The organism is Pseudomonas sp. LBUM1649 (assembly GCF_059716155.1).
Genome location: NZ_CP166807.1, coordinates 5,239,426 through 5,259,852, shown reverse-complemented (window position 1 = coordinate 5,259,852; position 20,427 = coordinate 5,239,426). Strand labels below are relative to the sequence as shown.

The 20,427-nt window shown below is 55.5% G+C and carries 20 protein-coding genes; 17 read left to right on the top strand and 3 right to left on the bottom strand.

The features are described 5' to 3' along the window. Positions 1-110: 110 nt before the first annotated feature. The 3 genes from ACA058_RS24310 to ACA058_RS24300 all read right to left on the bottom strand — a co-directional run bounded on the left by ACA058_RS24310 (position 111) and on the right by ACA058_RS24300 (position 3,687). A complete protein-coding gene (locus ACA058_RS24310; RefSeq protein ID WP_497636249.1) occupies positions 111-1,658 on the bottom strand; it encodes a TerC family protein in 1,548 nt (515 codons plus the stop codon). Between the two features lie 1,173 nt (positions 1,659-2,831). Continuing rightward, on the bottom strand, positions 2,832-3,077 hold the full coding sequence (locus ACA058_RS24305; protein ID WP_497636248.1) for a hypothetical protein: 246 nt from the start codon (positions 3,075-3,077) through the stop codon (positions 2,832-2,834). After that, positions 3,067-3,687 carry a DNA-binding protein gene (locus ACA058_RS24300; RefSeq protein WP_497639992.1) on the bottom strand — a complete coding sequence of 207 codons (621 nt, stop codon included), beginning with the start codon at positions 3,685-3,687 and terminating at the stop codon, positions 3,067-3,069. Before ACA058_RS24300 ends, ACA058_RS24305 begins: the two co-directional genes overlap by 11 nt. A 790-nt stretch (positions 3,688-4,477) precedes the next feature. Between ACA058_RS24300 and ACA058_RS24295 the strand changes: the two genes are divergently transcribed. The 17 genes from ACA058_RS24295 to ACA058_RS24215 all read left to right on the top strand — a co-directional run bounded on the left by ACA058_RS24295 (position 4,478) and on the right by ACA058_RS24215 (position 20,350). Then, positions 4,478-4,726, top strand: coding sequence for a hypothetical protein (locus ACA058_RS24295; protein WP_497636247.1), 249 nt, complete (start codon positions 4,478-4,480; stop codon positions 4,724-4,726). Between the two features lie 551 nt (positions 4,727-5,277). After that, positions 5,278-6,276, top strand: coding sequence for an ATP-grasp domain-containing protein (locus ACA058_RS24290; protein WP_497636246.1), 999 nt, complete (start codon positions 5,278-5,280; stop codon positions 6,274-6,276). A gap of 103 nt (positions 6,277-6,379) precedes the next feature. Beyond that, a complete protein-coding gene (locus ACA058_RS24285; RefSeq protein WP_497636245.1) occupies positions 6,380-7,519 on the top strand; it encodes a trypsin-like peptidase domain-containing protein in 1,140 nt (379 codons plus the stop codon). 72 nt (positions 7,520-7,591) lie between these two features. Further along, positions 7,592-8,719, top strand: a complete 1,128-nt coding sequence (locus ACA058_RS24280) for a phosphoribosyltransferase domain-containing protein (RefSeq protein ID WP_497636244.1) — start codon at positions 7,592-7,594, stop codon at positions 8,717-8,719. Next, positions 8,709-9,467, top strand: coding sequence for an HAD family hydrolase (locus tag ACA058_RS24275; protein WP_497636243.1), 759 nt, complete (start codon positions 8,709-8,711; stop codon positions 9,465-9,467). Before ACA058_RS24280 ends, ACA058_RS24275 begins: the two co-directional genes overlap by 11 nt. Next, on the top strand, positions 9,460-10,554 hold the full coding sequence (locus ACA058_RS24270) for a cysteine protease StiP domain-containing protein (protein WP_497636242.1): 1,095 nt from the start codon (positions 9,460-9,462) through the stop codon (positions 10,552-10,554). Before ACA058_RS24275 ends, ACA058_RS24270 begins: the two co-directional genes overlap by 8 nt. Continuing rightward, positions 10,554-11,504 carry an HpcH/HpaI aldolase/citrate lyase family protein gene (locus tag ACA058_RS24265; RefSeq protein ID WP_497636241.1) on the top strand — a complete coding sequence of 317 codons (951 nt, stop codon included), beginning with the start codon at positions 10,554-10,556 and terminating at the stop codon, positions 11,502-11,504. The genes ACA058_RS24270 and ACA058_RS24265 overlap by 1 nt, the downstream gene beginning before the upstream one ends. Continuing rightward, positions 11,501-12,259, top strand: a complete 759-nt coding sequence (locus ACA058_RS24260) for an HAD family hydrolase (RefSeq protein WP_497636240.1) — start codon at positions 11,501-11,503, stop codon at positions 12,257-12,259. The genes ACA058_RS24265 and ACA058_RS24260 overlap by 4 nt, the downstream gene beginning before the upstream one ends. A gap of 2 nt (positions 12,260-12,261) precedes the next feature. Further along, the gene (locus ACA058_RS24255) at positions 12,262-12,846 is read left to right on the top strand and encodes a TerD family protein (protein WP_497636239.1); all 585 of its coding nucleotides are present in this window, start codon (positions 12,262-12,264) and stop codon (positions 12,844-12,846) included. After that, on the top strand, positions 12,846-14,024 hold the full coding sequence (locus tag ACA058_RS24250; RefSeq protein WP_497636238.1) for a TerD family protein: 1,179 nt from the start codon (positions 12,846-12,848) through the stop codon (positions 14,022-14,024). Before ACA058_RS24255 ends, ACA058_RS24250 begins: the two co-directional genes overlap by 1 nt. A gap of 45 nt (positions 14,025-14,069) precedes the next feature. Continuing rightward, the gene (locus tag ACA058_RS24245; RefSeq protein WP_497636237.1) at positions 14,070-14,519 is read left to right on the top strand and encodes a tellurite resistance TerB family protein; all 450 of its coding nucleotides are present in this window, start codon (positions 14,070-14,072) and stop codon (positions 14,517-14,519) included. Positions 14,520-14,563: 44 nt separating this feature from the next. Further along, positions 14,564-15,562, top strand: a complete 999-nt coding sequence (locus tag ACA058_RS24240; RefSeq protein WP_497639991.1) for a TerC/Alx family metal homeostasis membrane protein — start codon at positions 14,564-14,566, stop codon at positions 15,560-15,562. Positions 15,563-15,593: 31 nt separating this feature from the next. Beyond that, a complete protein-coding gene (locus ACA058_RS24235; protein WP_497636236.1) occupies positions 15,594-16,169 on the top strand; it encodes a TerD family protein in 576 nt (191 codons plus the stop codon). A gap of 77 nt (positions 16,170-16,246) precedes the next feature. Beyond that, on the top strand, positions 16,247-16,825 hold the full coding sequence (locus ACA058_RS24230; protein ID WP_033896483.1) for a TerD family protein: 579 nt from the start codon (positions 16,247-16,249) through the stop codon (positions 16,823-16,825). Positions 16,826-16,959: 134 nt separating this feature from the next. Next, complete coding sequence (locus ACA058_RS24225; protein WP_497636235.1) at positions 16,960-17,973, top strand: hypothetical protein; 1,014 nt, start codon at positions 16,960-16,962, stop codon at positions 17,971-17,973. A gap of 87 nt (positions 17,974-18,060) precedes the next feature. Then, positions 18,061-19,014, top strand: a complete 954-nt coding sequence (locus tag ACA058_RS24220; protein WP_497636234.1) for a lysozyme inhibitor LprI family protein — start codon at positions 18,061-18,063, stop codon at positions 19,012-19,014. Positions 19,015-19,156: 142 nt separating this feature from the next. After that, positions 19,157-20,350 carry a DUF4236 domain-containing protein gene (locus tag ACA058_RS24215; protein ID WP_497636233.1) on the top strand — a complete coding sequence of 398 codons (1,194 nt, stop codon included), beginning with the start codon at positions 19,157-19,159 and terminating at the stop codon, positions 20,348-20,350. Positions 20,351-20,427 lie beyond the last annotated feature (77 nt).

The following is a 20,427-nucleotide window of genomic DNA, read 5'->3' as shown; positions in this document are numbered from 1 at the left end:
GGCGCAGCGGCGGCGAGAAAGAAGCAGCACTTAGAGGGCTGACCACGGGCATCGCACGAGTAATACCCTGAAAACAAACAAGGCCGTAAATGCGGCCTTGTTTTCTATTCTCACTCTTTACGCAACAGCACCTTCGTCACTCGTCGCTCTTCGACCTCGACCACGGTCATGCTCCACTCCTGCCAATTGAGCTTGTCTCCTATGATCGGCAGACGATCCAGCAAGCTCATGACCAACCCCGCAAGCGTCTGATAGTCATCAGTAGCTTTAGCTTGGAAGCCTATGTGTTCGCGAATCTGGCTGAGATTCAGCGCACCGCTGACGAGGAAACCGCCATCCTGAGCAACGATGTTCGGGCCTTCAATTTCACTGGCATCCGGCAACTCACCCGCGATGGATTCGAGGATGTCAGTCATGGTGAGAAGACCGATGAAGTCGCCGAATTCGTTCACCACGAAAGCGATGTGAGTCGACTCTTTGCGCATCTGTTCCAGTGCGTTGAGAATCGTGAAGTTGTCCAGCAAGTTGATTGCCTGGCGGGCAATGGTTTCCAGATTGGGCTGGTTACCTGCCAACAGCTCTTTCAGCAGCTCCTTCTTGTGGACGAACCCCAAAGGCTCATCAACGCGTCCCTCCCGGATCAACGGCAATCTGGAGTACGACGAGTGCATCAGCATTGTGCGGATTTCTTCTGGAGAGTCGGCCAAGTCAATGTGGTCGATTTCTGCACGAGGAGTCATAACAGCGCGTATCGGGCGTTCCGCCAACTGAAGCACGCCACTGATCATGACGCGTTCCCGTCGATGGAAGACCTGATCGGCATCTCCGCCTGAGAGCATGTCAGCGATTTCCTCGCCGACTTCATCGGCCCCCAACTTGTGGCCACCCAGCAAACGCAGAACTGCATGCGCGGTACGCTCACGCATAGGGCGATGACCTTGGGCGCTCTTCTTGCGGCGCGAGCGAGCCAACTGGTTGAACAGTTCGATCAGGATCGAGAAACCAATCGCCGCGTACAGATAGCCCTTCGGAATGTGGAAGCCAAGGCCCTCAGCGGTGAGGCTGAAGCCGATCATCATCAAGAAGCCCAGGCAGAGCATGATGACGGTTGGGTGCCTGTTGACGAAGTTAGTCAGTGGCTTACTCGCGATGATCATCAGGCCAATGGAAAAAATCACAGCGATCATCATGATCGACAGGTGTTCCACCATGCCCACAGCAGTGATCACAGCGTCCAGCGAGAAGACCGCATCTAACACCACAATCTGCGCAACGATAGGCCAGAACATTGCATAGGCCGCATTACCTGAACGTTCTGTCACATGCCCTTCAAGTCGCTCATGCAATTCCATGGTTGCCTTGAACAACAAGAACACACCACCGAACAGCATGATCAAATCTCGGCCCGAGAACGTCTTGTCGAAGACCTCGAACAAAGGTTCGGTCAAGGTCACCATCCAGGAGATGCTGGCCAGCAAGCCAAGACGCATCAACAAGGCAAGGGATAGGCCGATGACACGCGCACGATCTCGCTGCTCTGGCGGTAGCTTGTCAGCCAAGATGGCAATGAACACAAGGTTATCGATGCCGAGCACCAGCTCCAGCACGATCAGGGTCAGCAGGCCAAGCCATGCCGTGGGGTCAGCAATCCATTCCATAGGGATTATTCAATCTCTCGTAGAGTTAGGGCGAATGAGTGAACTGCACGAACACACGAACTCCTGCTCGACGGAGCGGATTTGATGTTCAGGGCGAAAATCATAAGAAAGAAAGGTTTCACCGAGCGTATGCAAGTAGGTGAAGCTTTGGAGATGACACAGCACGTCTTGGAGAAGGTAATCGCTGAGAAACCTGCAGCCGAGATTCCGAGATTAAACGATCTTAAAAAACGAGATCTACGCCTGATAGCGGAGATCGAACTGATACGGGGTGTGGATTGAAAAAAGCTACTGGGAGGCTCCAGGAGGGGGCTCATATAGACCTGAAAAAAATTGGGGATGAAATCCTACAATGTTTCGGAACGCCTCATACGAGACGAATTATTACAGAATCTGACAATGCGGCAGTCGATATTGGGAATGGCTCTGCGCCTGATTTTTCCCCCAGTGACTCGTAGCACCATCCGGCCAACACATCTTCCTGGCTCCATCGCTTCAATAATCTGCGTCAGGAAGATGAATTGGCCAGACGGTTACGGAACGTCGTCCTGTGAGGCGGATTGTTCATACAACGCCTGTGGGTGATTGGCACGCTTCTTCCGTTCACCAATGAGGGGATGGAGACCTTGTGCGGTTGCTCCGACTGGACTCGGCTGGCTTACCTGGTTGCACTACTGCGCTGGCGTGCGCTGGACTACATGATCCACAGGTTAAGGCTGCAAAAGAACCTTTGCTGTTATATACAGCTCGTGTGTCTGACGACGCCATACTGCGACTATTGCTCGGAACTTTTATTGGCACTTGCATGCACTCTATCTTCTCGGCCGACTAGGCGGCCGATGCACCTGCAGGCCTTTCAAGCGGCGTTGGAAGAGCAGGAGTTACTGTGGGATACGCTGGAAACTGGTTCCATGAATGGGACGCCTTTAGTGTAACGATGCTCTGACAAGTAGCATCCGAGTGTCGGTTGATAGCGGAGCGATTTGACCAAGGCCAAAATGACTGTCCGCGAGGACTGTTGCGGCGGGCACGCCACTCTTTCAACCTACGCTAAGGCGGTGATCAAGTTGGTTGATTAGCGCTGGTGGCGAACTCGATAATATTGAGGTCATCGCGCTGCTCATCTTGTTACCGTTACCGGCGCGACGACGGCGACATCCAGCCGTTTGCCACCTAAGCGGAGGCCGTTATTTGACGCAGGAGCGTTTGCAGCGTTTCAATTTGGCGCGCTTGTTCGCGCAACTGCCGCCGATCCTCGCGGTGCAGCAGGTACGGTTTGACCCGGTCACGCAGCACCGCTTGTTCGGTCACCGATTGTCGCAATTGAGCGTTCAATGCGTCGTGGGTGTGCTGGCTGTCGCGGACGGTCCTGGCGTGTTGTCGCAGTTGCTCCAGTTGCGCTCGGTGTTCATTGCGCAAGCGTTCGTGCTCGCGGTACACCGCGACCAATTCTTCCTGTTTGGCCAGTTGCGCATTCTGCAGTGTCCGTAGTTCCTGGCGTAATTGCTGGACTAGCTCGTCGTGTCGCCGTAGTTACTGCCCTCGTTGGGCCAGTTGCTCTTGACGATAATTGCTCCAGCGCCTCTCGAGCGTGTCGATGTTTGTCCTCCAGCGATTGCATCTGAGCAGCGCGTTCTTCGAGCATTTGTTGTTGGTCCGTCACCACCTGTCGCAGTCCTTGACGTTCACCGTCGCTGTCTTGTAATTGCTCACGCAGTTGCCGTTCGCATTGGCGCTGGTCCTCCAGTTCGTTTGTTAGATGAGCGATGGTGGCCAGTGATTGTTCAAGGCGTTCACACAGTTTTACGCGCTCCTGCGTACAAGTCGCCTGTTGCCGGTCGAGTTGCCCCCGTTCCTCAGCAACCGCCTTTTGAGCATGCTGGGTCAGGCGCTCGGCTAGACTGATCACAAACGAGAGCACTTCGTCATCGACGGTTGGTGGCAGGATGTCGGTGGTGACGTTGTTGAGTTCCTTCAGGTAGCGCTGAATCGTGCTTTTCGAGCCGGTATTGCCCAGCTCGAAAAGCACCAAGTCGATGCTCCTGCCACCCCAATGTGCGGTCTAGGTAGTCGACCCTAGGCCACATACTGTCCTGCAAATCTAGCAATTGGCGATATAGCTCATTGGGCTGGATTTCTACTGTTCCGTCGCTTGAGTGGCAAGCCATCCATCGAACAAGTGGGCCATTTCCTCTATGTGGTCGAGCGCGGGGGACGGCTAATGACTTCTCTCGCCGCTGAAATGCTGAATCGTACTTGGATGACAGGGGAAATCCACGCTCAGTACATCAGAGGCGGGGCAGAGCTTTTCCGGGTAAGGCCGGCTTTCACTTGAACCCACAATTTGAACATGCGTTCACCGCCGACGGCCGACGCTAGGAGATCAATTTGACCGCGAGAGACATCCACCTTTTGCCTGTTTTTTTTCGAGCGGTACCGTTGGGAAAAAAAACCACCAGGTTTACGGGTATCCCGCGGACACGTTTCCCGGGTTTAATTGGATCAAGTCGCTCGAGGAGCGCGGAGCATGGCTTGCCGCACAGAACAGGATAACTGTTGCCCCAACCAACTTGATCCGCGAACTACTGGACTGAGGAGAGGGCGCGAACAGCCCTCGCACAAAATTCGAAGCGGGCTTGGGCAATGTTTCTCTTCTTGAGTTGTTCCGCCCTGTAGTTGCGGAGCTTCACAATCCCGCCCAGGCAATCAGGAATGCCATGGCCATCCCCGGTTGCGGCCTAACGTACGGATCTAAACTTTTGCGCTTTCTTCGCGGCGACATGCATGCGAGCTTGGATAACCGAATCCGCGGAGCGCTGTTGAAAGAAGGCCTGCTTCCGGTTATCCGCGATGGCAGTAAGTCTTCCATGGTGGAAGGGTATATAGCATTTTTAGATCTCATAGGTGGCCTAATTGCACGCCTCGAGTCTGCTGGTATCGCCCGCCCGGAATGTCAACTCCCGAAGGGGAGAAACACAACGGGTTGGCGGGTAGCCGATGTTGAAATGGCTCTTTTCGCCTGGGCTGATCGCCGCTTAAAGAAAAAAATGTCGGGGATCAGGACCTAGGATAGATACATCACTCGCCAGCTTGATATTCCAGACACTGTTTCGTGGTGCAATCTTCAGCGCCGCATGAAACCTTAATGCCGGACTCGAGCTAGTTGGTTCTATCTCGGAGCTTCGGGTGCACTGGTGGAGCTGGCGATTTTTTTAGCCTAATACGCTGAAATAGTTTGGCAGTGGACGGCCAATACGAGGCCACCGCAGAATAGTTAGGGAAATGCTGTGATCTCACCTCAGATGGTTATTTCGGGATCGACTCAACGAAGATGTCGTGATGCCCTGGTACTGATCACCACCTCTCAACCTGATTTGCTGCACCACTAGACCCACCGAAGTCCCGAGCGTCTTCCCTCATACGTGCAATTCAGGCTCAAACCTGCAAGTTGAAATTGTGGGTGCTCACTTTGCTGGAGAGGTTTGTTACGCAGTAAGCATTGCGCCTCAATACCTTGAAGCTACAGCGGGACGCGTTATGTTCCCGGTACAACCATCAGCATCTGGCAGTCCCCGTACTTTGGTTGACTGGCAGTGCAAATCAACAAGTGAGGTACAACATGATCTGGTTTCTCGAAGGGCAATCCAGCCAGCGCGATATCATTCTTGGCGCGCGTGAGGCGTTGCCACCTGAGGTAAAGGTCTTTGCTTCCCATCGAGACGATCGCCCAGAGATCACGTCGGGAGCAGACATCAGCTTCACCGAGCCACGTGACAATGAGGAACGTATCGCCTGGGTCATTGCCACGGCTCGAGAGCACGGCATCAAGGTGATCCTGGCCGGTCGTGTCGGCGGCGTTTTTGAGCAAGCACGCGATCGGTTCGAGCAAGCCGGTCTGGTGCTGGTCACCGGTGGCACGTCGATGAGCACTTTTGACCTGGTTGACAACAAGAGCAAATTCACTGCCGAAGCTGAGCGGGCAGGCTTGGCGTGTGTGCCGGCAATCACCGCAACGAATGCCGCAGAGATGTTTGCTGCTTACGAAACGCTTGCTGCCTCGGGCGAGGTCTGCGTGAAACCCGCAGTCGGCATCTATGGCAAGGGTTTTTGGCGCTTCAAAGAAGACGCTGATCCCTTTCTTTGCTTTGCCGATCCTGATGCGCGGGTTGCGAACTTCGAAACGTACATGCGTGCTTACGGTGATGGGGCCAACCGGCCGGCAATGCTCGTAATGCCCTACATGGCGGGTAACGAGTGTTCCGTGGACATGGTCTGCGAAGCCGGTCGACCAATTGCCTATGTGGCCCGTCGAAAGTCTGGCGTTCACCAGGTTTTTGAAAATGAAGGACCGGCAGTGGAGCTCGCCCTCAGAGCGGCCGAGCACTTCCAGTGTGACGGCATCGTGAATGTCCAGACTAAGGACGATTCGCACGGTCAGCCCCATTTATTGGAAATCAACCCGCGCTACTCTGGTGGCGTCGGCTACACCCGTTTGGCAGGTGTCAATCTTGCAGGTATTTTTGCAACAAGCCGGCTTGGCCTCCCTGAGCCAGCTACCGTTTGGCGGCCGGATGTAAGAGTGAAGGGTGTCACCGTTGCAGCTGTAGCATCAAAATGACATCCTGATCCATGTCCGTTTCACAACGAGATATCGGAAGTTTGGTACCATTGCACCGCTGCCATTGGCGCGGTGGTTGAAGCACTCAAGGAGAGATCAAGGGATGATGGTGCTCGCGCCTGGCGCAAACACCGCGGTATCAAGCGCACGGAGTGAATGGGCTCTGGAATGCGGAAACTCCTCGGCTTTCGGGGAGTACGCAGCGATTGCCATATTGCCGGTTGATGACAAACGCCGCCCGACTGGTGAGCCTGCGCTTTTTCAAACGTCCCAGTCGTGGATGGAGTGGAGCGGGGATCAGGCAAAGGTCGGTTGCAAACTGAACCTGTCAGGCCTTCCGGCCGGTAGCGATCGGTTGCTTCTCATCGCCTACACCTTTTCTGCAGCAGGTCCGGTCAGCGAACTTCGGACACTGCATTTGCTGGTGGACAACCAGATTGAATACCGCCTCGACCTTCGTGACAACGGTGAGGCGGCAATCATCATCGGCGAATTCTACAGCCGAAATCAGCAATGGAAGTTTCGCGCCCTGGCTGAGGGTTCGGCATATGGCTTGGCGGCGCTTGGCCGCCGTATCGGCCTCGATATCAATGATGCCCATCCAAAGGGGCGCAGCAGCGCACCAGACTCTGATCGTTCTCATAGTGGCGCAACCGGTACCGGGTTTGCAGTCTCGCAGAACCATGTGCTCACTTGCGCCCATGTGATCGAGAGCATGAGTGAGATCTACATTTCTTCTTTCGATGGGCGTTATCGCGCTGAGCCGGTTGTTGTCGATCAGCGAAACGATATTGCACTCCTCCGGGTAATGGAGTCCCCAACACTCAAAGCCGTGTCCTTTAAAGAGGGCTTCGGCTGTGACCTTGGAGAATCCGTTGTCGCCTTGGGTTTCCCAATGTCGGGTTTCGCCGGCGGTGGTGTTCACGTAACCCAGGGCGGTGTGTCGGCTTTATTTGGCCTGCATAACGATTCAAGCCTTCTGCAATTTACCGCGGCCATCCAACCCGGCTCCAGCGGCTCTCCATTGTTTGATTCTTCAGGCGCTGTAGTCGGTTTGGTCACTTCGACAATGCCTGATGCTCAAAACATGAACTTTGCGGTTAAAGCCTCATTGCTCATGTCTTTCCTCGACGCGTGCCGAATTGAGCCAAGCAAAGGGTTCAGCGGCAAAACGTTCACAACTGCTGAGCTGGCGCGTAACGCCCAGGCGTCAATGTGGCGCGTCGAAGCTCGGAATTTTTAACCCCCAATTTGACTTGAAAGCTGCGGACGAGACGTTAGGTTATCGACCTCACGCCAATCTAGGAATTTGTTCATGGAAAGTAACGCAGTTACACAAACGCTAAGCGCGCAACTGATGCGCGGGCGACTTGATGTCACCGTCGACGGTTCAGTAATCGACCCATACTCATTGTTTGGTTTTGCTGAGCGCCGAAATCCCAAGCGTGCGTTTCTGTTCGTGTCCAAAGTACTGGGACGACATATCCCTGTGCGTCCATCGATCATGAACTCGAGCTTCCAAAGTCTCGCGTCGCAGATCCCTGACGATCTCCCAGGCCCTGTATTGGTCATCGGCATGGCTGAAACTGCCGTAGGCCTCGGTGCCGGCGTTCATCGCGCCTACAGCGCCACCCGACCTGACACCGTGTATATGGTCAGCACGCGTCACCCGACGGGCAACGAGGTGTTCGCCCGCTTCGAAGAGGAGCACAGCCATGCGAGCTCTCATATTTTTCACAGGCCCATCGATCGCGATGTTCTGGAAATGATGTTGAACGCCCGCTCTCTGGTGCTGGTCGATGACGAAGCCTCCACAGGCAAAACTTTCATCAATCTGCACCGTGCGTTGGTCGATGCAGGCCTGAACCAGATTGAGCGCGTTGTCACTTGCGTGCTTACGGATTGGTCAGGCGACGCTGTGCGTAAAACCATCGGTGATACAGCACACCAGGTGTCTCTGTTGCAGGGTTCGTACAGCTTCCATGAAGACGCTGACGCACCGCTACCAGAAATGCCGGCCGTGGGTACCATCGAGGCGGGTGAGTGGCCGGTGCCGACCGACAGCGATTGGGGTCGCCACGGTGTACGCGCTGTAGCCGACACTTTGGCTCCAGATCTGCAGATCAAGGCCGGCGAACGCGTGCTGGTGGTGGGTACCAGTGAGTTCGTTTGGCGGCCGTTCCTGCTAGCCGAACGCCTGGAACGTGCTGGCGCTGAAGTTCATTTCAGTTCTACCAGCCGCTCGCCGATTGCGCTTGGTCATTCCATCGAGCACGCATTGTCCTTCGCGGACAACTACGGACTGGGCATTCCCAACTTCCTCTATAACGTCCGTCCTAGCCAGTTTGATCGTGTCCTGATCTGCTCGGAAACCCCTGCTCAGGCTGTCTCTGCCGATCTGATTGCGACCCTGAACGCGGAGGTAATTGTCGATGGTCAATAATCGCCCCCTCGCTTTGGTCGACCTCGACGACACACTGTTCCAAACAGCCCGGAAGATGACCGAGGGTACGCCGCGCTTTCCCGCGACACTGGATGTTGAAGGGCAGCCGAATGGGTATATGAGCCCGGTGCAACTCGCCCTGGTGTCATGGCTGCTGTCCTCGACAGATGTTGTTCCGGTTACAGCGCGTAGCGTTGAAGCGTTCAGTCGCGTTCAACTGCCTTTCAAACTCGGTGCTGTCTGTTCCCATGGCGGCGTGATACTCGGTGCTGATGGGAAGCTTGACCAGGAATGGCAAGCACGCATGAGCGATGTGCTGGCGGACTATCAAGCTCGCCTGCCAGATCTCAGTGAAGCGACCCTCGCCATCGGCAAGGAGTTAGGCATTTCGTTGCGCGGGTGGGTTGTTGAGGAAGAAGGCCTGCGTCATTACGTGGTGACCAAGCACAACGAAACCGACGACGGCGTCTTACAAACCGTCCTGGCCGAAGTCCAGGCCCGAGGGTTGCTGGAAGGGATGCACGTCCACGCGAACAGTAACAACCTCGCCTTTTTGCCGATTGGCCTGTCGAAACAGGTGGCTGTTCAGGAGTTGTTGCGCCGCGATCGTGCAGCGAACGGCGAACGCCCGGTCCTGGGCTTCGGTGACAGCATTACCGATTTAGGCTTCATGGACGAGTGCCACATGTGGGCCACCCCTGCGCGCAGCCAATTGGCCAAGCTGGTTGGGGGAAAAGTCCATGACTAAAGCCATTGCGGGTCTGGTAACTGTCGGAAGCGGCAGCTACGCGCAGGACGATGTTCAGTTTCTGCTGCAGGCTGTCCAGATGGAAACGACGGATGTTGTGGAGAAGGAGCGACTGATTCAGACGAAGCAGAAGCACTACTCCGAAATGATCAGTCTGGAGAGTGCGCCGACTGATGTGCACAAAGCGCTGTACGAACGCGCCCTTGTGCAGAACGGTACCCGCATGGCCATGGATGTTCAGTCCCTGGCGTTGGCGCTGAGCGAAGAGTGCACCGGCCCCTCAATTGTACTAGTGTCGTTCGTCCGGGCTGGCCTGCCACTTGGTGTGTTGCTACGTCGCGCTCTGATCGAGATGGGGCGAGATGCTCACCATTACGGTATTAGCATCGTTCGCGACCGCGGAATCGACAAGACGGCACTTGAGGCGATCATCCAAACCCACGGGGCTGAGAACATCGTCTTCGTTGACGGCTGGACCGGCAAGGGCGCTATCTCGGGCGAGATTCAGCGCAGCCTCAACGGCGACGCCCGCTTCCCTCAAGATCCGCGCCTTGTAGTGTTGGCCGACCCTTGCGGCCGAGCCTGGCTTTCCGCGTCAGCGGAGGATTGGGTTATTCCATCCGGCATCTTGGGTGCGACGGTGTCTGGCCTGGTTTCGCGCTCTATTTGGCCCGCTGACGGTGGTATGCACGGCTGTGTGGTTTATGACCACCTCAGGGATCACGATGTCACCCGCGAGTTCATCGAGCGGATCGAAGCTGAACGGAAGGCGTTGGGCACAGTCCCTAAAGCAACTCCTTGGACCGACAGCCAACAGTTTGAACTTCAAGGTGCGGCCCGCCACGTTGTGGAATCGTTGGCCAATCGCTTCAGCATCACCAATCTCAATCGGGTCAAGCCAGGCATCGCTGAAGCAACCCGAGCTGTACTGCGCCGCGTCCCTGATCATGTGTTGGTACGCAGCCGCAGTGATAGCGATGTTCAGTTGCTCATGCACCTCACAGAGGGTGCTGGCGTATCCGTCGAAGAAGTCGGTGAGGCATTGGGGCCGTACCGGGCCGTGACCATCATTCGGAGTGTGCGCTGATGAAGATTCTTTCTCCATATGCACTTGGTGCCACGCTCTACATGCCGGCCACCCGCGCAGATCTACTCGATGTTGTTTTCGGGACCAAGCTCTCCGAACTGCGCTCTTTGGTTGTTTGCCTGGAGGATGCCGTCGCCGAAATCGATGTTGACACTGCTTTGCGCAATTTGCATGGCCTGTTGACCGCGATCAGTGAGCGCGGTGGCAGGCCGGCTGATGGGCCACTGCTGTTCGTTCGTCCCCGAGATTCGGTTATGGCCGCCGTGCTTAACGAATGGCCTCTGATGGATCACGTTGATGGCTTCGTCGTGCCAAAGCTGACACTGCGCAACCTTGGCAAATGGGAGCAGGCCGTGACTAACCCGGCGCTGTACCTCATGCCGACGTTGGAAACAACGGATGTGTTCAACCCAGGTGCAATGGTCGAGCTGGGCCAGGCGCTGAAGGCCAACCTGAACCAGCGGATCATCGCGCTGCGCATTGGTGGCAATGATTTGATGGGCAGTCTTGGTCTGCGCCGAAATCCTGCAACGACTCTCTACAGCACACCAATGGGGTACGTGATCCCAATGTTGGCCGGCGTAATGGGGTCGCAAGGATTTGCTCTGACCGCTCCAGTTTTTGAGCAGCTTGCAACTCCGCATCTGCTGAAGGAAGAACTGGAACTGGATATCGCCCATGGCCTTGTCGGCAAGACGGCTATTCATCCGTCGCAGATCAGCACGATTCAGGACACGTTGCGCGTGAGCCTGGAGGACCTCAACAGTGCCAAGATGATTGCTAGTGATGTGGCTCCAGCCGTGTTCAAACACAACGATGCGATGTGTGAGCCCGCGACTCACTTCAAGTGGGCTATCAACATCCTTGAGCGTGCGAAGTGGCATGGGGTTCGCCACGCGGAAGCTGGTCCTGTAGAGGCGACCATCCGTTTGGCAGAGGCGACCCGATGACACTGGGGATTGGCGACGCTGGCGAGCTGGGAAAACAGGTGCTGTCGGTTTTTGACTTCGACGGCACGCTGACCCGGCACGATAGCTTCGTTCCTTTCCTCAGGTTTGCGTTCGGTACCCGGGAATTTAATCGACGCCTGTTGCGGCTAGCACTGCCGAGCGTTCGTTACCTGACTCGACGATTGAACCGTGATGAACTCAAAGCGCAGTTGATCAGCACGTTCCTGACGGGTGTTGAAGCGAGCTGGGTCCAGGAGCACGCCGTGAAATTCTGCGGGTTGTTTTGGGAACAGCTCATGCGTCCTTCAGGGTTAACATCCGTCGCCGCCGAGGTTCAAGCGGGTGCAGTGGTTACCCTCTGCTCCGCTTCACCAGCCTTGGTGCTGCAACCGTTCGCGGATCGACTTGGCATCAAGTTGATCGGCACCGAGCTTGAGGTTGTAGAGGGTCAGTTGACCGGGCGCATAACGGGCAATAACTGCAGATGCGAGAACAAAGTACTCAGGCTTGAGGCTGTTTATGGACCACTGAGCCAATACAGGCTCAAGGCCTGGGGCGATACCCGCGGCGACCACGAATTGCTAGCTGCGGCGCAAGAAGCACACTGGCGACATTTTCACCCTGCATGGCGTCGAGGACGTTTGCAGGTTGGTAAAAGCGGGAATCCTGGCGTGAGCGACGTCGCACACGCCAAGCCGCAAGTGACGGTCAACCCTGATCGCCACACGAACACTGATGACCAACAAGGAGCGTAACCATGGCACTTTCTCTGCAAAAACAGCAATCCATCTCCCTGGAAAAAACCGCCGGCAGTTCGCTGTCCAGCATCAGCCTCGGTTTGGGTTGGGACCCAGTTAAAGCCGGGTTCCTCGGCAAGATGTTGGGTGGCGGTTCCGACATCGACCTCGACGCTTCTTGCATCCTGCTGAACAGCGATTTCCAAAAAATCGATCTGGTCTGGTTCCGTCAACTGAAGTCCCAGGACGGTTCGATCAAGCACTCCGGCGACAACCGTACCGGCGACGGCGATGGCGATGACGAAACCATCCACGTTGACCTGCAGCGTCTTCCAGCGTCCGTGAAGTACCTGGTCTTCACCGTAAACGCTTTCACGGGACAGTCCTTCGAGAAAGTTGAAAAGGCCTACTGCCGTATCGTGAATGCTGGCAACAATTCCGAGCTGGCGCGCTTCAACCTTTCGGAAAAGGGTGGCCACACCGGCATCGTCATGGCAAGTCTGACTCGCCAGAACAACGACTGGGAATTCAAGGCGATCGGCACCACCACCAATGGTCGCACTGCTGACGACTTGATCACTCTGGCCGTTCAGGCGCTGCGCTAATGGCGACTCTTGTACCTGGTGGTAATGCGCCGGTTGCCAGCGGCCAGCTTCGCGTTGATGTCAATTATTCGCCAATCCCAGGGGCCGATATCGATGTCTCGGCTTTTGCATTGAGCGCAACGGCAAAAGTCCGTGGCGACGGCGACATGTGCTTTTATGGCCAGCCTCAGATCCTGGGCGGAGCTGTTCAGTTGACTGATTCGTCAGCCGGACGCGCCATGTTCACACTGGATCTGAGTCGCCTAGAGGCTGCGGTCGAGAAAGTGGCGTTGACCGCCACAATTTACGAGAACAAGGCCAGCTTTGACCGCGTATCGCAACTCTCTGTTGTGGTGTCGGGTGGTATTGAAGCTCCGATCCCCACCAGCGGAATGAAGGAAACAGCACTCATCCTCGGCGAGTTTTATCGCCGCAACGGTGAGTGGAAGTTCCGCTGTGTTGCCCAAGGCTTCAATGGTGGCTTGGAGCCTCTGGCCAAGCATTTTGGTGTTGAAGTGGCAGCCCCTGCCGCCGCTCCAGCTCCCGCGCCTGTGGTACCAACACCGCCGCCGCCAGCAGCACCGGCAGCGCCGAAGTCCACAATCAGCCTAAGCAAGGTCACCCTCGATAAAACACGATCGTCGATCAGTCTTGAGAAGACGGCAGCCGGGTTCGGCGAAATCAAGGTGAACTTGAACTGGAACAAAGGCAGCACTGGGGGCTTCTTCAAGCGCAGCCAGTCCATCGATTTGGACGTTGGTTGCCTGTACGAGTTGCAGGACGGCGAGAAGGGCGTTGTTCAAGCCCTCGGAAGATCGTTCGGCAGCCTTACAAGTGAACCATTCATCCAGCTGATGGGCGACGATCGTACCGGTTCTGTGGCCGGTGGCGAGTGGCTGCACATCAACGGGGCCAAATGGAGCGAAGTGCGCCGTATTTTGATCTTCGCCTTCATCTACGAAGGTGCACCGAACTGGCGAGAAACAGATGGTGTTGTGACCATCTATATCCCTGGCCAGCCGGACATTGAGGTGCGTCTCAATGAAGAGGGCGGTCGCGATGGAATGTGTGCCATTGCGATGCTTGAAAATGTGAACGGCGCCGTTAAGGTCTCTCGGCGTGTGGATTTCCACCGTGGCCATTCGGTAATGGATAAGGCATACGGCTGGGGCATGAACTGGCGAGCCGGTTCTAAATAGTAATTATGGCGGGGTCATACGGCCCCGCCCTTGGGGGAACACAACATGTTTGCATGGCTTAAACAAAACGCTGCTGCTGCGCGTGAATCACTGACTAACGAAGTGTCGAAGTTTAAAAATCAGAAGTTTCTCGATGCCATGACAGCCAACTGCGCACTCATCTCGGCAGCTTCTGGCGGTATCTCTTCTGAAGAAAAACAGAAGATGACCGGCTTCATCAAAAATTCGCCAGAGTTGAAAGTGTTCGACATGGGCGATGTGATCAAGGCGTTCAACGCGCATTGCGAAAAATTCGAGTTCGACTTTCAACTCGGCCAAGCCGAAGCACTGAAGGTCATCGGCAAGATCAAGAACGATGCCGGCGCTGCCCGACTCCTGGTGCGCGTTGGTTGCGCCATCGGTGCGTCTGACGGCGACTTTGACGCCCAAGAAAAAGCGGCCTGCCGCTTGGTCTGCCTTGAGCTGGGCCTGAACCCAGCTGACTTCGAACTCTAAGGAGCGGTACTTTGGATACTCACATCGGTTTTCCCCCGCTGACCATGGCGGTATTCGTTGGGATCGCGCTCGGTGCGCTGCTCCTCGACATGGTCACTCACCGCGGTGACAAGCCAATTTCATTGGCGAAGGCCTCGATCTGGTCGATTTTCTGGATCGCGATCTCGTTAGCGTTCGCTGGTTTCCTGTATGTACAGCACGGCCCGGAAGTTGCCAGTCTGTTCGTAACTGGCTACGCACTGGAAAAAGTCCTGAGCGTCGACAACCTGTTCGTGTTCATGGCCATCTTCGCCTGGTTCAAAGTACCGGATGGCATGCGCCACCGCGTTCTGTACTGGGGCATCATCGGCGCGATCGTGTTCCGTGGCATTTTCGTTGCCATTGGTACCGGCCTGCTGGCTTTCGGTCCTTGGGTCGAAATCGTGTTCGCGGTGATCGTTGCTTGGACAGCAGTTATGATGCTGCGAGCCGGCGGGGATGACGAAGAGGAGGAGGACTATTCCAAGCACATAGCCTACCGCTTCGCTCAGAAGCTGTTCCCTGTGTGGCCAAAGCTGCACGGTCACAACTTCTTCGTGAGCCGTAAGCAGCTGCAGGTTGAGCTTCAGAAGCCTGAAAACAAAGGCATGACCCTGGCAGCAAAAGGGACAATTTTCGCCACCCCACTGTTCCTGTGCCTTGTGGTTGCTGAAGTGTCCGACGTACTGTTCGCTTTTGACTCGGTTCCTGCGGTGATCGCTGTTAGTCGCGAGCCCCTGATCGTTTACTCGGCCATGCTGTTTGCCATCCTGGGTCTGCGTACCATGTACTTCGTGCTCGAAGCGCTGAAACGCTACCTGGTACACCTGGAAAAATCGGTTGTCGCATTGCTTTTCTTCATCGCCATTAAGCTTGGCTTGAATGCGACCGACCATATGTTCCACCACGGCTACACCATCGACGCGAACACCAGCTTGCTGATCGTTATGGTTGTATTGGCGATCGGTGTAGTTGCAAGCCTTGTCTTCCCAGGCAAGGAAGAAGCTCAACCCGAAAGCAACTGATTAACAGCCCTCACTACAAGGAGAAGTACCCATGGCTTTGACACTTCAGAAAGGCGGAAATCTCAGTTTGACCAAAACCGACCCGAGCCTGACCAAAATTTTGGTTGGCCTGGGCTGGGACCCACGAGCAACTGATGGCGCGGAGTTCGACCTGGACGCCAGTGCGCTATTGCTGGGTGCAAACGGTAAAGTACGCAGCGAAGCCGACTTCATTTTCTACAACCAACTGAAAAGCGTTGACGGATCGGTTGAGCACACTGGCGACAACCGCACCGGTGCGGGCGATGGCGACGATGAAGTTATCAAGGTAGACCTGAGCCGCATCCCGGTCGACGTCGACAAAATTGTCTTCATCGTTACTATCCATGACGCAGAAGTCCGCAAGCAGAGCTTTGGTCAAGTCGGCGGTTCCTTCATTCGCATCCTTAACGATGTGACCAGCGCCGAAGTTGTTCGCTACGACCTGGCTGAAGATGCTTCGACTGAAACGGCGATGGTGTTCGCCGAGCTGTATCGCAACAACGGCGAGTGGAAATTCCGCGCTGTGGGTCAGGGCTACGCTGGCGGTCTGCGTGCACTGGCAAACAACTACGGCATGAACTTCTAATCTATTGATTTAAAACAGTTTTATGTGTTCAGGTCTCGATTTGTAGGCCTAACTTACCCCACTAAAAGGAATCAAAAATGGCCGTATCCCTTCAGAAAGGCGGAAATGTAAGCTTGTCCAAAGAGGCTCCAGGCCTCACTGAAGTAACCGTAGGTCTGGGCTGGGACGCACGTGTAACTGACGGCTCGAAATTCGACCTCGACGCTTCGATTTTCATCCTCGGTGAAAGCGGCCAAGTGCTCGACGACGCCAGTTTCATTTTTTACAACAACAAAAAATCGGCTGACGGTTCGGTTGAACACCTGGGCGACAACCAGTCTGGCGAAGGCGCTGGTGATGACGAACAAGCCAACGTCAAGCTGACCGGCCTGGCAGCCGCTGTGAAGAAGCTGGTTTTTGCTGTGACCATCCACGACGCAGAAGCACGCAAGCAGAGCTTCGGTCAGGTTGCCAACGCTTACATCCGTGTAGTGAACAAAGCTGACGGTAAAGAGCTGGCTCGCTATGACCTGAGCGAAGACGCTTCGACCGAAACCGCAATGATCTTCGGTGAGCTGTACCGCAACGGCGACGAGTTCAAGTTCAAAGCGATCGGCCAAGGTTTTGCTGGCGGCCTGGCGCCTCTGGCTAAATCGATGGGCGTGAACATCGGCTAACCCGAGCTAGTTGAGAAAGCCCCCTGCGATTGGGGGCTTTTTCTTGCCTACAGAATGACCACAGAGATGGTTTGTGTCGGCGGTGGAAGATCCACTTTATTACGCTAGTTGGAAACACTGAAAAGGATATTTGGATGGGCAGGTTTCGTGGGGTTGCGGCTGTTGGTGTTTTGGTGTCCTTGGCAGGCTGTGGAGCTTACAACGACTTCCAGGCAAACAATGCGGTGCGAAAATATCGAGAGGCTTGCTTCGGTACCTATACGAACGAGTGTGAAAGCAAGTTGGTCGATACCAACATCATCATGCTCGAGCTCGCGCGCAGCAACATCGAACGGGAGAAGGACACGCTTCTGAGTGCTGTCGGCAAAGAGGGATTCGAACGTTTCTCCAAAGCCGCCAACGAAGTGATTGACGGTTTGATCGAGCAGCAAGAAAAGAAGCGCCCCGGAATTTTCGCCCGATGGGTCCTTGGCGAGGGCCAACCATTCAGGAACACACGTAACCAACTTTTCGACATTTCGGACATGCAAGAACTGCGAGCCGCCGTGCTTAGGAAGGTCAGCGCTGGCAATCAGCTTGCTAGCGGCACCCCCGCCAAACCGGTAGAACCGATGTCCGAGACGGCTGCAATTTTGTTGGGCAAGGAAGTCCCACAACAACCTAGCCCGGCACCAGTGTCCTTGAGTGCGTCGGCAGCGCAGCCAGCAAGTCAGCCAGTGGAGCCGGCAGTTCAAGCTAAGGTGGCAGTGCCCGTCGAGCTTGATGCATCAGCAGATCGAATGATCGCTAATGAGATTGCCCAGGATGGTGGGGATGAGTACAAGGATGGTCGTCAGGTCATCTTTGTAGACTTGAACAACGACGGCATCAAGGATGCTGTGGTGCTTTACACCATCGAAGGCCAGGGCGGTGGCAATGGGTACTTCCAGACATTGGCGGCGTTCATAGGCAACTCTGCAGGGTGGGACTATCGCGGTAAAGCTGTTGTTGGCAACGGCGTCCAGAATATCCAGGTGGTCGACTCCCAAATCCTCAGCCTCAAGGTGCTTTCCGTTGGGCCTGAGGACGCTGATTGCTGCCCAACTGTTGAGAGTACGGAAAACTACAAGTGGGACGGCACTACCTTCATCCGGACGCCGAACACGTAAAACTGCACCGCAGGACGATCGCCTGATCGAGTGGCACCAAACATCGGTTAGGCCGCGCTGGAACAAACATAAAAGGGAAAATTGAGTATGTCTCGCTTCAAGAACGGATCAGGCGTTGTCGCTTTGCTGCTGTCACTGTGTTCACTGCAAGCCTACGCAACGAGTTTTGACTGCACCAAGGCAGCGAGTTTTGCCGAAAAATCCATTTGCACCGATTCACAACTCAGTCGGTTGGATGAGCAGCTGAATTCGCAGTACGTCCGTGCGCTCGATGGCGCGCAGGATAAAACTCAGGTACGTCAGGAACAGCGTGATTGGCTGCGGTTGCGCGATAACTGTAAAACCACGTCTTGCCTTACCGCATCGATGTCTGAGCGCCTGAATGTACTCTCTGCCAAGGGCCATCAACAGGCAAACCCTGAGGCTGACTTTGACATCAAGCGTGTTGAGCAAGTGGCAGCGTCTCGGACTTCTGTGGCCGAGACCACCACTACCGCGTCGGCCCCAGTAAAATCGGTTGCCACACGCAGCGCCGCGGACGATCACCAAGCAATCCTGAATTTGAAGATCGGCCTGTTTGTAATGGCGATCATGCTGCTGGTCTGCATTTATCTGCACCGCCGCGGCACCATTACGATTTACCAGGATTACACCGACGCGCTCTGGACCAGTTTGACCCCGATCTTGGGCATCGGAGCTTATTTCGTGGCTAGCGCCTGGCTTGAGATTCCACGCAACTATTCTGTCATCGCAGCCTGTGTATTGGGCGGCCTGATGTCGCTGCAGGTGCTTGTTCAAACGTACCGTACCAACAGAATCTGGTTTTTCCCTTTCTCATTGTTTGCCAAGCTCACACTGCTGACCTTCTACTTCCTGATGATGGCGCTTCTGCTTTGCGGGGGGGCGAAAACAAAAAGCGAAGCGCGGCGTCGTCGCGGTTGGGCCGTCCTCGCGACTACCGTTTTTGTTTTCCTCTCAGGGTGGATGTGTCGTAATCGCCATTTCAGCTCGATCGACGATTACATTGCCGGCCGCACCTGAGTCGTACAGCTTTGGGGGGGCCTAGAAACCGGGGTGGCTTGAATTTAACTGGACGCCGATCACGGCGTCCGGTGATATCTCAGTCGATGCGGATCTTCCAAAATAAACGAAGTAACCAGGAATACTGGATCAAGGAGCAGTCATGGGGTTTCGGTTCAGCAAGCGGATAACGATCGTGCCAGGCGTACGCCTGAATATCAGCGGTAAGGGTTTGAGTACTTCCATTGGGCCTCGAGGCTTGAGCATGACAATGGGTCGCAATGGCACCTTTCTGAATGCCGGTATACCCGGCACTGGCCTTTCATACCGGGAACGGATCGATCGACCCAGCAGATCAAGCAACACACAGCCAGCGCCCGCCGGCAGCGAGTATTCCGGACAGGTAAAAATCAAGGTTTCTGAAGATGGCACCTTGCTGATTACCGACATGGCCGACATAGAACTCCCGCCCGGCGTCATCAAGCGGGTTAAGACGGAGATGGGTGACTCCATTCAGGATTTGCTGGAGAAAGCCGCGGACAAGGTCAACCAAGAGCTTGATGCCTGCCTGGGTGTGCATCTGCTGACGCCACGGCCGGGCACCCTGCCAGTGATTCCAGCGCCTTTCGCAATCGATGAACCACAGAGACCTACACAGCAAACGCCTGGCTTGATGGACAGAATGCTTCTGCGGGGCCCGAAGATCGAACGCGAAGCCGAGTCTGCAGAGGAGCAGTATCGCCAGGACCTGGCCAGCTGGCAGGAAACGCGGGACGCGCATGAGCTCGAACGGACAGAGATCGAGAAGGCTTTCCGGCTAGCGGCCAAGGGTTTCAGTGCGCAGATGGAGAAGGCTCTTGATTACGTCCTGAGCGGCATTGCCTGGCCAAAAGAGACTCTGGTTGAGTATGAATTCACGCAAGACGTGATGGGTGTGGCACTCGATGTGGATCTGCCTGATGAGGGCGATATTCCTCAGCGTACCGCCGAAGCTCGTGGCAACGGAAAGCTGACGTTCAAGAATCGGTCGGACGCCCAAGTACGCAGGGATTTCGTCGCGCTCTGCTATGGGTCTCTATTTCGAGTGGTGGGGGAAGTTTTTGCACTATTGCCGGCGATCCAGAAGATTCTCGTGTCTGGCTACATCCAGCGCGACAATCCAGCTACTGGCGTAGTGGATGATCATTACGTGCTCTCTGTCCTGGTAACCCGAGATCAGTGGGATGGGATCGACTTCAATCGTCTGGATGCGATCGACCCGGCGGCGACCCTGAATGGTTGTGGGGCTGTGGTGAAGCTGGACCGTTCAGCGCGATTTGTAGAGGTGACTCCGATGGACATGTCTGTCCTGGGCTGATGTTTAGATCCCGCGACGGTCTGGCGCCGTCGCGGGAAATCTGAAGTTGTCAGCGAACAATCCCTTTGGCTGTAGCT

Bases quoted from the DNA above. Each gene is read 5' to 3' on its own strand.
- ACA058_RS24270 (WP_497636242.1), top strand. From the start codon at position 9,460: ATGACTAAAGCCATTGCGGGTCTGGTAACTGTCGGAAGCGGCAGCTAC.
- ACA058_RS24275 (WP_497636243.1), top strand. From the start codon at position 8,709: ATGGTCAATAATCGCCCCCTCGCTTTGGTCGACCTCGACGACACACTG.
- ACA058_RS24215 (WP_497636233.1), top strand. From the start codon at position 19,157: ATGGGGTTTCGGTTCAGCAAGCGGATAACGATCGTGCCAGGCGTACGC.
- ACA058_RS24230 (WP_033896483.1), top strand. From the start codon at position 16,247: ATGGCCGTATCCCTTCAGAAAGGCGGAAATGTAAGCTTGTCCAAAGAG.
- ACA058_RS24250 (WP_497636238.1), top strand. From the start codon at position 12,846: ATGGCGACTCTTGTACCTGGTGGTAATGCGCCGGTTGCCAGCGGCCAG.
- ACA058_RS24310 (WP_497636249.1), bottom strand. From the start codon at position 1,658: ATGGAATGGATTGCTGACCCCACGGCATGGCTTGGCCTGCTGACCCTG.
- ACA058_RS24255 (WP_497636239.1), top strand. From the start codon at position 12,262: ATGGCACTTTCTCTGCAAAAACAGCAATCCATCTCCCTGGAAAAAACC.
- ACA058_RS24290 (WP_497636246.1), top strand. From the start codon at position 5,278: ATGATCTGGTTTCTCGAAGGGCAATCCAGCCAGCGCGATATCATTCTT.
- ACA058_RS24280 (WP_497636244.1), top strand. From the start codon at position 7,592: ATGGAAAGTAACGCAGTTACACAAACGCTAAGCGCGCAACTGATGCGC.
- ACA058_RS24235 (WP_497636236.1), top strand. From the start codon at position 15,594: ATGGCTTTGACACTTCAGAAAGGCGGAAATCTCAGTTTGACCAAAACC.
- ACA058_RS24240 (WP_497639991.1), top strand. From the start codon at position 14,564: ATGGCGGTATTCGTTGGGATCGCGCTCGGTGCGCTGCTCCTCGACATG.
- ACA058_RS24220 (WP_497636234.1), top strand. From the start codon at position 18,061: ATGTCTCGCTTCAAGAACGGATCAGGCGTTGTCGCTTTGCTGCTGTCA.
- ACA058_RS24285 (WP_497636245.1), top strand. From the start codon at position 6,380: ATGATGGTGCTCGCGCCTGGCGCAAACACCGCGGTATCAAGCGCACGG.
- ACA058_RS24260 (WP_497636240.1), top strand. From the start codon at position 11,501: ATGACACTGGGGATTGGCGACGCTGGCGAGCTGGGAAAACAGGTGCTG.
- ACA058_RS24245 (WP_497636237.1), top strand. From the start codon at position 14,070: ATGTTTGCATGGCTTAAACAAAACGCTGCTGCTGCGCGTGAATCACTG.
- ACA058_RS24265 (WP_497636241.1), top strand. From the start codon at position 10,554: ATGAAGATTCTTTCTCCATATGCACTTGGTGCCACGCTCTACATGCCG.
- ACA058_RS24225 (WP_497636235.1), top strand. From the start codon at position 16,960: ATGGGCAGGTTTCGTGGGGTTGCGGCTGTTGGTGTTTTGGTGTCCTTG.